This window comes from Bacillus sp. CGMCC 1.16541 (assembly GCF_003184905.1).
GTDB lineage: Bacteria > Bacillota > Bacilli > Bacillales > Bacillaceae_H > Priestia.
The window spans coordinates 1-13,187 of the sequence record NZ_QFRU01000008.1 but is presented as its reverse complement, the minus strand read 5'-3'; the positions used below and the strand labels follow the sequence as shown (position 1 = coordinate 13,187).

The window sequence follows — 13,187 nt, the reverse complement described above, 5'->3', positions numbered from 1 at the left end:
CTCCAGCTTTTTCGACTAGTAACTACGCTTTGTCCATCCTTCTCCTGATAAACTCACATTTTTCGACTGACCGTTTTGTTCCACTTTCACGTCTTGTACGTACCACCCTCGACCATTTACTGTCGCGTCCGTTTGATAGCGGAAACGAACGTACGTTGATCCTTCTGGAATCGTTATACGCTTTTGTTTCCACTCAACGCTACTTCCTGTCATCGTCGAAAGCGCAGTCCATGTTTTACCATCAGACGAAACTTCCACAAAACCAAAGTCGGAGCCATTTTCGATGCGATGCCACGTGTTGAATGATAGCGTTCGCTCGCCCTCTCCATCCACTTTCGCCACTAAGCTTTTTTGTGCATTGTCGCCGTATCCAGCGAACCAAGCTTCTGCTTTACTCGGCATGGTCACAGGGATAGCATCAGCCACTTGCCTTGCAAATGCACGCCTGGCAATGTTCGTTGTCACTGTACTACGAGACGGGTGTACACGATTGGTTAACAGAATAGCAATCGTATCATTGTTCTTATTCACCACAATTGAAGTACCGGTATACCCAGTATGCCCTAACGTCGATCCTTCTGATAATGCATCCATAAACCAACCTTGACCTAGCTCCCACCCTAAGCCATGATCATTACCTGGAAACTGTGGAATTTGATTTTCAATCAATAGTTTGACTGTTTCTTCTTTCAAAATTTGCTTACTTCCGTAACGGCCATCATTGACATACATATGCGCAAACTTCGCTAAGTCAGATGCGGTTGAAAATACACCAGCGTGTCCGGCTATTCCATCTAGTGACCACGCATTTTCATCATGCACTTGCCCCCACACAAGACCACGGTTAATCGCTGGCTGGTATTCCGTTGCAGCAATTCGGTGTTGAAGAGATGAAGGCGGATTATACATCGTATCTTTCATGCCAAGTGGTTCTGTAATGTGTTCTTTCACAAATTCATCTAAACGTTGCCCTGACAATTTTTCAATTAACGCACCGAGCGTAATCATGTTTAAATCGCTGTATGTATATTTCGTGTCAGGTTTGTTAGCTAACGGATGTTTAAACACAATCTGCATGCGGTCTTCACGTGTTTTTCCTTGTGAATAAAGCGGAATCCATGCTGTAAATCCTGATGTGTGCGTCATGAGTTGGCGAATCGTTACATTCTCTTTCCCATTTTGCGCAAATTCCGGAATGTAAGTAGCGACTGAATCATCGAGGTCGAAATAACCTTTTTCATACAACTGCATGGCAGCGGTGGTTGTAAAGATTTTACTAATGGAAGCTAAATCAAAGATCGTATCTTCTTTCATCGCAATGGGGTTGTTCGTTTCAGTAAATTTATCATCTTCATAACGGTACGCATATCCATACGCCTCATGCTTTACAACATGTCCACGCCTTGCGACAAACACAACAGCACCTGGCATCACGTTATCACCAATCATTTTTTCAAGAATTGGATCGATTTCATCAAGAGACCCTTGCATCATCCCTGCTCCTTTTGCTGAACTTGGGTGAAGCACAGGAGACGTTGGTCCTGGGCGATCCCACGTAAACACGGGATGAGCTTTATGACTTGTGTTCTTCGCATCATTCATCTCCATGGTAGCCAACACGTTCCTTCCTTCTACGTTGGCAGACGCATCAAGCGGTACAAATACAGACGTACCAATGAGAGTTGCCAACGCAATTGACATTGATTTACGTTTCATCGTTCTCCTCCTCCATCTTTATTATTGTAAACACTTACATTATTACTCTTTCAGTTTATTGGAATAGCAGTATAGTTGTATATACCACTTAAGTCACAAAACAGGGAATATTTTCTACTTCGTGTAGTTCTTTAGTTTTGATATAACTAAAGTTATGGAAGGAATAGCTCAGTTCCGAGGTTATTTAACTTGAGGTTATCGTTTATTAACCTATAAATAAAAAGGATAGCTAACTTGAGGCTGAGACATAAATGTTTCAGTCGATAAGAAATCCGAACTATTTATAGTTGTATTCTATTTATAGTCCAGATATTTTTTGATTAAAAAACAAGTTTAAAAGAATAGTGGAATGGAGCGTAGGACACTCGACTCCTGCGGGAAATAGAGGAAAGGCTGAGACCCCACAGGAACGAGGAGGCTCAGGTTCCTCCCCGCAAAAAGCGAGTGGCTGGAGCGAAATGGAACGAACTTGTTGTTGTAACCTAACGATGATAGAAACGTTCTTGTTCGTTTTTGAGAAGGAATCATTTCGTTATGTCCCATCCTCTATCTATTCAAAAACGCTTCACCTCTACGACTAGCATGAATATTTAGGCGTATCTTCCTCACTAAGTCTTCTTTTTTCTTTCCTTTTAATTCGCTCTTTTCCCCTGTTAACATACTATATAGAAGTTTCAAATCCATCATTGTCGTCTGCTTTAAAATTGCCGCATCTGTGTACTCAAAGAAAACCAACACTTCTTCCCTCGTATTCATATCCTCGTACTTTATTTTTGTTCCTTGTAGTTGGTTGTATTGCTTTCTTAGTAAGTGTTCCAAATTTTGTTCGAATGTGAGTTTTTGTGACCGTTTATTAGTCGTCTTCAACTCCATTCTTTCACTTTTCAACAACAACTCCAAGGGCTGATCTGGAGCACTGATTAATTGCTCAATCACTTTCGCTAATTGCGCCACCTCGCGTTTATGCTTGGCTTTGCCAACCGATGCATATACATCTTTTAACACCGTTAACTGCTTCGCTAGTTCATAGGTTTTCATCTTTATCACCTAAGCTCCCTAACGTAATAGGTTCTGGTCCTTCCATACATGCCAAAATTTCATCGGTTAACTTTTCATATTCTGCACACTTTTCTCCATTGGCGGTTTTTCTCGCGATATACTCATGGCTATTAATAATTGTTTGAAACAAATACCGATCCTTTAGAGCCGTTTCAACTTGTGCCGTTTTCAAATTTTGTTTGAGCTCGTTTAATTCGTCTTGGTTGTTCACATTTGACTTTTTCATCGTTTCAAAAATGCCAACTAACTTCGGTTTTGGACCAAAAAATTGCGTTCCTAACATCGCTGTTTCAGATTCTTCACATGTTTCATGATAAATCGTGTTGACCGTGTTAATATAATGAACAATCCCTCTTATGCTCACCGTTTGAATAATGGATGGAATGAGGTAATAATCTGATAGCAAAAACGCACCCTTTGTCATCATATTGCTCGTTGGCGGACAATCGAACAAAATATAATCAAAGCCTGCTTCTAGCTTTGTCGATTGAAAAAATTGTTGAAGCGGCAAAAGGTCGTAAAAATCATCTTGCAATTTTAACGCTAAATCATCGAGACCGCCGTTTCTATAAAACATATTCGACGGAATGAAACACACGCCTTCATCTGTCACTTTTAGTAAGGCATCGGCATCAAACTGAATATGCACATGCGGAAATTTCTTCGTCTGCACCCACACATCGTACACATAATTTAGACACTCATTTGGTTGTAAATCATCTAGGTTTCGGTTCATACGTGATAAGCAAATTTCACTCAACGAACATTGCGGATCAAGATCAATCAGTAACACCCTTTCCTCCGCCTCTATCATATGTAAAGCAAGCTGATACACACTCGTCGTTTTTCCAACACCACCTTTGTAGTTTCCCACAAAAATCTTTTTCGCTGTCGTCAATGTACATCCCCCTCACTGATGAATTCTTTAAAGTGTATTAGGAAGACAGTCATTTATTCCACTCTTTCACACGTAAACGAAGCGTAACAAGCAACGAAATTCATTTAAAGATTCTTCACTTTTCCTCTTCACAACCATCGTTATCTGTTCATTCATCTTACCTTTACTAAAAAACATGTGTAGAAATCCATTTTTTGTAAAACCTATATATGACAATCATAGACGAGGTGTTTGACTATGCCGAAAAAGATCGAGGCAGTGTTTGAGTATTTAAAGACAAGATTTGATAGTGAGCCGAAACCACGATTGCATATTGGCGAAGCAATGGGATGTTGGCTTTATTACACCGCACTAGCAGAAGAAGTGCCTGTCATTGAAGCAGCCTTAAATTCAACAACAGACAATGTGTTAATTGAGTTATTGAAAGAATCACAAAAACTTGCTGATCATCAAATGGCTACGCTCAAAGAACTGATGCTCGAAGAAGGTGTATCTTTACCTGAAACGAGTGAGCATAAGCCAAAATCTGATCCGAGTGCAGTGCCACTCGGTGTAAAAGCAACAGATGTCGAAATTGCCAACCTTATTTCAGCGAAAGTGGCGGCAAATATTATGATGTGCGCCACAAATATTAGCCAAAGCGTACGTAACGACATCGGCCTCATGTGGATGAGGTTTCACTCAGAAAAAGCACTGTTTGGAATGGATGTAAAAACAAAGATGAGAGCACACGGCTGGCTGAAAATGCCTCCTTACTATTACCCGCCAGGAGCACCGTAAATCGTGTGTTTCTGGCAAAAGAAAAAGACCTTTTCAAAGGCCTTTTACCATTAAAGCGCAATATAAACGAAAAACGCGAATACAAACAAGCACGGATAAAGGATATTCCACCCTATCCTTAGCTTTTTATCACGATCTCTTAAAAAATGCTCGACAATTTCTGGAATGATAACATATACAATTTGGAAGCCAAAAAACCAGTAAAACTTCACTGGAAGTGGTCCGTATTCTGTTGCTTCCCACGTTCCGACACCTGTTAGTAAAAAGAAGATATAGTTTAAGATTGGAATGTTGGTGCTCACAATCAGACGACCAATATGGATGGAAAGATTGGCAGCCGCTTTCTTTTGAACAAGCCCAATTAATGACCATACTAATCCATACATCATGATAAAGATAGATCCGATTGATGCTAGTGGATAATCTGTAAAATACACAATAACCGCAACTACTAAACTAATAAAAAAGTACATTGTTTCCTCACTTTCATTCTCGTTTGTTATGTACTTATTCTAGTTTACAATAATTGTATAACTCAATAAATACATTTTTAAAAAAAGGTGACAAGAAGAGCACCTCTACTCTTTTTGTCACCTCTACTGTCTTACTGATATATCTTTCCATTACCATCTACATAAATCGATTTGACAAGTGTACGCTCAAATGACTTGCCGTTTTTTGTTTTCCCTTTTACGTCAAGTGTGATGTTGTACACTCCTTCTTCTGTAAAAGAAACAGCAATTTTTTGTTTTTTGTTCATGTTTTTGAATGGCTTGTTGATGGTTTTGTTGTTTTTCGTAATTTTAATGTCGCCGTCTAGTTGTTGAATGTTCGGCTGAGTATGCGTGACGTCTAGAGAAGATGGCGTGATCGAATCAATGTGTACGGCTTCATTTAATGGACTTGTGATGTTCACACTCATTAAGTACGCAGCTTTAGGATGTTTCGCCTCCACCCTCCATGTTCCTGCTTCTGGTGTAGCGACTTGAAACAGATGGTGATAAGCTCCTTTAAACACACCTTCATCTTTTGAGTAGGTAGGCTTTCCGTAGACTTGCCCAGATGGACTCACCAGTTGAACGTGATTCATTTGTTGATCACTTAACCAATCAACATGAATAAGCTGAGCACCATCTTCTACTACAAACGTTTGAGCAGCTTGCTTTGTAAATTGACCACCGCGATGAATCTCATTGCTGTCTTCCACTTCCTCTTCTAAGCTTGCACTTGCCTCCGCAAAGCTAGATGTCATAAAAGAAGCAGCCTGTGTGCTTGTTAAGTATGGTCTAAATAATGAGAACGTTGAACGCCCTTCTTTGATCGAAGAATGGTTCCAGTTGCTCACACGTACTTCTGTTGCGTATGGTAACCGCGAGCTTGTAACCGTGACGGCTCCGTCATTTGAGCCATATGAGTTTAAATACACTCCGCCCCAATACAATGACGAGCCAAAGCTTCCCCAGCTTGTGCCACCAAATGTGTAGATAGGATTTCGATATAAGTTTGCATGTGAATCGGTTTGAATGCGATAGTTTTTCATGTAAGCGGTTTGAAGTGAATAGGTTGCATCATTTTTACTACCAAGAATGCCTGTCAGCCAGCTTGTCCAGCTGCTGTAGGCAAGATCAGCGAGTTGCGAACCATGATGTGGAGTGGATAACGTAATGAGGTTGGACACATACGGATATGCCCCTTGATGAACGAGTGCATTTTGTGTATCAATGCCACCCTTACTATGTGCAACAACCACAAGCTTCTTTCCTCCGAAATGATTGTAGATCTCACGAAGTTTCGCTGAAAGCAACGGACCATTTGTCCACATATTTTTATCTGGATGCACATCAATAAAAGCAGTTTGATACCCATTTTGAAAAGCTGTTTGATACATATCATTGTTTTCCCACCATGTTTTTGATGAACTATTAAATCCATGGACAAACACAATTGGTGGCTTCGCTGGATCAATGGAAGCAGGTGTATCACCAAGATACCATTGGCCAGGAACACCAGAAGGGTCATCTTTTCCTCCAATACTACCAGCCTGTGCCCCAAGTGGAAGTGCAAACCATACAACAAACACCAACATCAACAAACGCCTCACGATCTTCTCCCCTTTACTTATTTATCGGGTAGAGCAAGCTCCCCCCTCTAAATGTATCGGATGACGTATCGAAAAAAGAAGACTTTGTGACAAAAATGTGAACAAAGATAGAGTAAAACGAGTCAAAGGTCACAACCAAGAAAAGAGTGGACTAGTTATTTTTCTATATAAATCCTTAACAATATTTGTAATAATATCCGAAGATCGTTTTGGAAAAATCATTTTAAGAAAGAAAAAGAAAAGCCAGACTCTTAGGTTAGGAGCCTGGCTTTTGTGCTTTTTTCTCAAAATAGGAAGCAAGACGATATTCACATATTTGAGTAGTCCAGTCGTACAAGATATCGTTATGCGTCGTGCTTTCTACATTAAAATCAAATTTAAATTCACTGTTTTCAAACGTAACAATTCCATTTGAAGATCCGCTCCATTTTGTCATCGGCATCTTCGCAATCAATTTGCTTATTTTCTCTTCATCATACTCCCACAGTTTTTGCAGTGACTTATCGGAGAAATCGATTTTTTTACGGTAGTTCTTTTCTGTTAAATACGTATGGAAAAATGGCGCTACTTCTTGTGGAGTGATTGGCGTTAACCATTTCTCTTTTCCCCGTTCTAACATTCCTTTTAACACAATCATTTTATAACTCTTTGTCATTCCCGTTTTTTCAACTTCTACGAGCCACGATTCATATAATTGAAACACTTCTTCCTCCAGCTCGGATAACTCGTTCGCCCACGCTAAAAAACCGACATATGATTTAAATTCCTGCTTATACGCAATCGCAGGCTCTTTCCCATATAAATGAAGTTCTTGATAAGTTGGTCTTCTACCAATCTCTCTTTTTAAATTTAAGTACGCTTCCTTCAATTGCTCTTTACGAGGTTGATGCTTTTTTGAGAGATGCTTCAACAAATCAATCGCTTTCGTTTCAAGGTGAAACTCACAGTTAGCTGGAACTGTTGGTAACACCAGTCCCTTCGTTTTTTCGTTTACTTCTTCAAGGTGAAACAACGATAACTTATGATCAGCATTTCTATAGTTTCCAATTAAATCAATGATGGTACAATGTGTTTTATTAGAATAAATGCGTAAACCACGTCCAACTTGTTGGGTGAATACCGTGAGTGACTCAGTTGGCCGCACCATCAAAAGAGTATCAACGGCTGGAATATCTGTTCCTTCATTAAATAAATCGACGGTAAAAATGACATCAAGTTCTCCTCTTTCTAACTTCTTTATCGCTTCCAATCGAGACATGTCTACCGTTTTGGAATGAAGACTGACCGTTTGATAGCCATGCTGATTAAATTGCTGAGAGAGAAAGTTCGCTTGTAGGATAGATGAGCAAAATCCAATGGTTCTTGTTTGCTTATGTTTTTCCCACGCTTGTCGAATTAAACTTGCATGTTCTTCTCTTAATTGAGCTGCTAGCAATTCCTCTTGATCATACTTTGTTCCAAGCCATGTAATAGCAGAATAGTCAATGTCATCATACACACCATAATAACGAAACGGTGCTAGCCACCCTTTTTGAACAGCTTCAATAAAGTGCATGCTATAAGCCACATTCCCATCACATAATCCATATACATCTTTATTATCCATTCGATCAGGCGTTGCCGTAATGCCTAGTAAAAATGATGGTTTAAAGTAGTTAATAATTTTTTGATAGGTGTTTGCCGCAGCATGATGAAATTCATCGACGACAATTAAATCAAACTCATCTTCGTTAAAATGATAAAGGTGACACTCCATACTTAGCGTATAAACCGATGCAAAGACAAAGTCAACGTCACTTTCTTTAGATTTACCATTATAAATGCCTCCTGTTTTGTCTGGCATCACAATTTGAAAAGAGTTTTTTGCTTGATGTAAAATTTCTTCACGGTGTGCAATGAAGAGCACACGTTTAAACTGCTTTGCAAAAAACGCAGCTAAATATGTTTTTCCAAGACCTGTCGCCATCACAACCATCGCCCTGTTGTAACCTTCTTCGCGATACGTTTCATTCAGTGATTGTAGTGCTTCAACTTGCGCAAACCTTGGCTCAATAACTGTATGGTAAGACACAGACGATTCTTGAATAACAAGCTCTTCTTCCTTCCCTTGATCTGGAAGCATTAAAGTTTCTTCTTCAGAAACTGTCCACTCTTTGATTGCGTATGGATGTTTTTGATGGTAAAGCTCATATTCTTTCTCATATATTGAAATGGTCTCAACATTAACCGTGATTGTTTGGTCGTTTTGAAATAATCGAATAAACTCATCATACGCCTCATTGATAGGGCCATCTTGCATCGCATCTGTCACTTGCAAACTCCACTCTACACCGTGTGAAAGAGCAGAAGCCGACAAATTTGACGAACCTACCATTAATACCCCTTCACTTTCAGATGAACCAAACATATAAGCTTTTGGATGAAAAGATTTACCGTTACTTTTCCATAGTCTCACTTCAATGTTAGGATGGAGCTCAATCAATCGCTTTAATGCATGGGGTTGTGTGACAAATAAATAATCACCCGCTAATACTTTCACTTCTGCCCCTCGTTCTAGCGCTTTTGATAACTCATGAGATAACCACTTCACGCCAGAATCCATCACAAATGATGTAAGAATATAAATGCTCGTTGCTTTCTCTATTTCTTGCTTGATACGCTTTCCAATTTGACTTGTGACTAACTCTACTTTACTCATCATCCACATCAATCAAGAACATTCGTTCTTGAAAGCCTCCACGCTTTTCTGCTTTCTTTCGTCGAATTTCCTCTACTTGTTCAATTGAAGCTCCGTATGTATTTGCTAATGCATGAACAATCTCAAGAAGATCTGCAAGCTCTTCCATCGCTTCTTCCTTACTTTGACTTTCTAGAAATTCGTTTAGTTCTTCTTGAGCTTTCTTCTTCAACTCAGTTATGTAAGCTTCTTCTGTTAAAACGGTCGTTCGATAAGACTTCCCCGTTTGTTCAATGATTTCTGGAATACGATCTCTTACTAGCTTGTTATAAGTTGGCATGATAACTTCTCCTTTTATGTCATGGATAAGGGACAAGGTTAGGAATTGCTTTTCGAATTCCTCCACGCGGATCTTTCATATCCCCTTTATAGCGTGGAATTAAATGCATGTGAAGATGCATAATCGTTTGACCACCATGTTCTCCAACATTTACACCAATGTTGTATGCATCAGGTTGATATTTCTCATCCAATAACCTTTTTCCACTATGTAATAATTCATGCATCGCGATAATTTCTTCAGTTGACGCGTCAAAGTATGAAGCGATATGTTTTTTTGGAACGATGAGCAAGTGTCCTTTTTGAACGGGGTACACATCATAAAAAGCAAACGCGTACTCATTTTCTAATAACCGCTTTTCAGTAGGAAAACCACAAAATACGCAAGACACAATCTACCACTCCTTTTATCTTACTTTATAAGGTTCACTATTTTTTGTACACCTCTACTTATCTCTTTGTATGTATTATAATGGAAACACCAATCAATAAATAGAAGGAAGCGAACACAGCGCTTACTACTTGTCTGGTTTGTAATCCATCTTATGTTAGGAAGTTGACATTAAATTTTACTTATCGGAGGAATCCACACATGTCATTTAGCCATTACGGAGAGCTTTGCACAGAGGTATATGAGTTAACGAAAAAGGTCGGACAATCGTTAGGTGGAGACATCGAGTATTATCTTGAAACACTCAAAGATTGTGACGGTCGCATTCTTGAAGCGATGGTCGGTTCAGGTCGCGTCATTGTTCCTCTTTTAGAATCGGGATTAACAGTGGATGGTGTTGATTATTCACCAGCGATGTTACACGTATGTCGTAAGCATTGTGAAGATCGCGAGCTTCATGTTGATTTGTATGAAGCTGATTTACAACATGTATCTCTTCCCCACCTCTATGAAGCGATTATCATTCCAGCTGGCTCTTTTTTGTTAATTGAAGATCGAGATGCATCTATTTCAGTATTAGAGAATCTTTATGATCATTTAGAACCTGAAGGGCGACTTATTCTTGATTTATTTTTACCTGACCTTAGCGTCAACATCGGTGACATCCACACATCGACTTTTTCCCTTCCAAGCGGAGACACCATGACAATGGAAGAAAAAGTGGTGAATATCAATCTCTTTCATCAACAAAAAACGTCATATCTAAAGTATGAAAAGTGGCGTAACGGAAAGCTTCTACAAACAGAGTTACAGCGATTTGGTTTACGCTGGTATGGAGTGGAAGAATTCGTTCTTTTATTAAAAAGCATTGGTTTTTCTCAAGTACACGTATGTGCGAATTATGATTCTTCGAAAAAACCAAGTCACAACAAAGAAACATTTGTGTTTGAAGCGATTAAATAGAGTAATAGAATCTCTACATAACAAGACCGTTATTTAAACAAAGTGAAGCCGCACTTTAAGTTAGAAAAGTACGGCTTTTAAAACACGTTCGTTACTTATTATCTGAACTGAATCGTTAAACGGCTGGTGACTGAGTCTACTTTTATCGGTTTACAGGAACTTAACTAACCGTTTTCACTCCTAATCCTATTAACATCAATCCAGTAGACTTTTGAAACACGTTCTGAACTTTGGGCTTTTTCAACCATTTTTTCATATGATTTAAAAAATAAACGAACAGTAAAAACCACCCTACCGCGATGACCGTAAGAATCAACCCTAATCCAATGAGTTGTTGATTTACATTTCCATTAAGATCAATGAATTGCGGCATAAATGTGATGTAGACCAAAACAGTCTTTGGATTCAAAATATTACTGATTGCGCCTTGCAAATACGATTCTTTGTAGTGATTCCTTTGCGATTTGTTCAGTTGATGTTCACTTTCAGCTTCAACTGATTCTACCGAAAACGTCGTTTTTGCCAAAAGAGACCTTACACCTAAGTAAACCAAGTATGCCGCTCCTACATATTTAATCGTAGTAAATAAAACAACGGATTGAGCAATGACAACCGACAAACCAAGAACAGCAACAAAAGTCCAGAAAGTGAGACCTGTTGCCATCCCGAGAATGGTATAACGTCCAGCCTTCGCTCCGTGGTTAAGCGTATTTTTCATAATCAGCACTGTATCTGTCCCAGGCAACATGGACATCATAAGCGCCATTAACATATATGCAAGTAAATGATCCATTGTATGTCTCCTCTTGTTTATTCGTTCGTTACATCTGTTTCAAAAATCCGCATATATTGCTTTGGTGTTAATCCTATTAATTTTTTGAAACATTTCGTTAGATGACTTTGGTCACTAAATCCTGTTAAACCTGCCACTTCAATCGGCTTTACACCTTCTTCTAACAACTTTTTTGCATGATTGACTCGAATCGTTTCTAAGTACCGATACGGAGAGAGTTCCTTTTGTTTTGTGAACGACCTTAATAAGTGATATTTACTCCACCCTGTCAAGTCACTTAAATCGTTTAGCGTAATCGTTTTCGAATAGTTTTCTTCCAAGTAGTGACACACAAGTTTAACTTCATAAGAGGTTTCAGAAGCTACTGTGCTAATCGGAAGATCTGAGTGCGTTTGAATGAGCTCTTCTAATAGATAGAAGAATAATTCTTCTTTTTGAAATTCGCTCTCTCCTTGCGAAATTTTCAAATGCAGTTCTCGTAAATGAGATACGATTTCACTTTGATACAAAACATTTTGTTTAAAGGAAGGAAGATTTTCATGACCGTTAATTTCTAACATGGCCTTCTTCATCACTTCTGGTTTCACATTAATACAACGATAATCTAATGTCTTCCCATCTATTTGTTCACAACCGTGAATATCGTAAGGATTAAATAGTAATAAATCTCCTGGATTAATCATATATTCTTCGCCTTTGCACTCTAAATAACGCTGTCCCTCTTCAATGAATCCAATCACATAATATTCATGAAAGTGACTAGGAAACTTTTGCATGATTCCTTTAAATTGATACGCTTCAATGTGTAAATCTGAATCAAAATGAACTAGTCGAATTCCATCTGACATGCAGCTGCCCTCCTATCCTGTAATGACCATGTAAAAGATAACACGTACGATCAAATGTTTCTTGTATAATGTTGCGCTTTAATTTATCATGTCGGCGTCTATAAAAATAGAAAAGGCTGTTTACGAATGTCGTGCAATTACTGTATATAATAGAAGGTTTTCGCTATGAAAGAAAGATGCAAGGTTTTTCCAAAAAAAAAAGGCTGCTTCCCGCATGAACGAAAGCAACCTTTGTAAACTATTTAAATACTTATTTTGCATGTGAACTACCCACCACTTACCACCCTTACGGGTTGCTTGAAGTGGGGGCTTCTTGGGTAATCGCCACTTTTACTAGCTGACGAAATGGACCAAGCTAACCCTCTTGTTCCAAGAGTTTATATTTTACGATTAGGCAATCACTAATAAGCGAATGCCTTCTTTTTTGATGTTGATTGCCGCATTGACATCTCTATCGAGATGAAGTCCACACAAACAAACATAAGTTCGAAAGTTCATCGGCATTGGCTGGGTGTTTCCGCAGTCTGAGCAAGTTTTAGAAGATGGAAACCATTTGTCGATTTTGACAAGTTTCTTCCCTTGCTCGTTTAGTTTGTATTTCAAGAAAGAAGTGAACATTCCC

At 38.9% G+C, this 13,187-nt stretch carries 13 protein-coding genes; 2 read left to right on the top strand and 11 right to left on the bottom strand.

Annotation, left to right across the window (positions count from 1 at the left end; all coding sequences use genetic code 11):
- Positions 1–15: 15 nt before the first annotated feature.
- The 3 genes from DIS06_RS09545 to DIS06_RS09535 form a co-directional block, all read right to left on the bottom strand.
- Positions 16–1,716, bottom strand: coding sequence for a serine hydrolase domain-containing protein (locus DIS06_RS09545; protein WP_110113041.1), 1,701 nt, complete (start codon positions 1,714–1,716; stop codon positions 16–18).
- A 546-nt stretch (positions 1,717–2,262) separates the two neighbouring features.
- Entirely contained in the window at positions 2,263–2,754 is a 492-nt protein-coding gene (locus DIS06_RS09540) for a hypothetical protein (protein WP_110113040.1), read from the bottom strand.
- The gene (locus DIS06_RS09535) at positions 2,741–3,673 is read right to left on the bottom strand and encodes a ParA family protein (RefSeq protein ID WP_110113039.1); all 933 of its coding nucleotides are present in this window, start codon (positions 3,671–3,673) and stop codon (positions 2,741–2,743) included. Before DIS06_RS09535 ends, DIS06_RS09540 begins: the two co-directional genes overlap by 14 nt.
- A 237-nt stretch (positions 3,674–3,910) precedes the next feature.
- Here DIS06_RS09535 and DIS06_RS09530 point away from each other — a divergent pair, with 237 nt between their 5' ends.
- Entirely contained in the window at positions 3,911–4,453 is a 543-nt protein-coding gene (locus DIS06_RS09530; RefSeq protein WP_110113038.1) for a DUF3231 family protein, read from the top strand.
- A 50-nt stretch (positions 4,454–4,503) separates the two neighbouring features.
- Here DIS06_RS09530 and DIS06_RS09525 read toward each other — a convergent pair whose 3' ends face one another.
- The 5 genes from DIS06_RS09525 to DIS06_RS09505 form a co-directional block, all read right to left on the bottom strand.
- Positions 4,504–4,926: a hypothetical protein gene (locus DIS06_RS09525; RefSeq protein ID WP_110113037.1), complete on the bottom strand. Its 423-nt coding sequence runs from the start codon at positions 4,924–4,926 to the stop codon at positions 4,504–4,506.
- A gap of 131 nt (positions 4,927–5,057) precedes the next feature.
- Entirely contained in the window at positions 5,058–6,554 is a 1,497-nt protein-coding gene (locus DIS06_RS09520) for an esterase/lipase family protein (protein ID WP_239421990.1), read from the bottom strand.
- A gap of 256 nt (positions 6,555–6,810) precedes the next feature.
- Complete coding sequence (locus DIS06_RS09515; protein WP_110113193.1) at positions 6,811–9,252, bottom strand: DEAD/DEAH box helicase family protein; 2,442 nt, start codon at positions 9,250–9,252, stop codon at positions 6,811–6,813.
- Entirely contained in the window at positions 9,245–9,571 is a 327-nt protein-coding gene (locus DIS06_RS09510; RefSeq protein ID WP_110113036.1) for a nucleoside triphosphate pyrophosphohydrolase, read from the bottom strand. Before DIS06_RS09510 ends, DIS06_RS09515 begins: the two co-directional genes overlap by 8 nt.
- A gap of 19 nt (positions 9,572–9,590) precedes the next feature.
- Entirely contained in the window at positions 9,591–9,962 is a 372-nt protein-coding gene (locus DIS06_RS09505) for an HIT family protein (RefSeq protein WP_110113035.1), read from the bottom strand.
- Between the two features lie 200 nt (positions 9,963–10,162).
- Between DIS06_RS09505 and DIS06_RS09500 the strand changes: the two genes are divergently transcribed.
- The gene (locus tag DIS06_RS09500) at positions 10,163–10,924 is read left to right on the top strand and encodes a class I SAM-dependent methyltransferase (RefSeq protein ID WP_110113034.1); all 762 of its coding nucleotides are present in this window, start codon (positions 10,163–10,165) and stop codon (positions 10,922–10,924) included.
- 160 nt (positions 10,925–11,084) lie between these two features.
- On the opposite strand, the gene DIS06_RS09495 is transcribed toward DIS06_RS09500, so the two are convergent.
- The 3 genes from DIS06_RS09495 to DIS06_RS09485 all read right to left on the bottom strand — a co-directional run.
- Positions 11,085–11,717: a LysE family transporter gene (locus DIS06_RS09495; RefSeq protein ID WP_110113033.1), complete on the bottom strand. Its 633-nt coding sequence runs from the start codon at positions 11,715–11,717 to the stop codon at positions 11,085–11,087.
- 17 nt (positions 11,718–11,734) lie between these two features.
- Entirely contained in the window at positions 11,735–12,565 is an 831-nt protein-coding gene (locus tag DIS06_RS09490; protein WP_110113032.1) for an AraC family ligand binding domain-containing protein, read from the bottom strand.
- Positions 12,566–12,955: 390 nt separating this feature from the next.
- On the bottom strand, positions 12,956–13,187 hold a 232-nt coding region (locus DIS06_RS09485), incomplete at its 5' end, for a zinc ribbon domain-containing protein (RefSeq protein WP_162595928.1).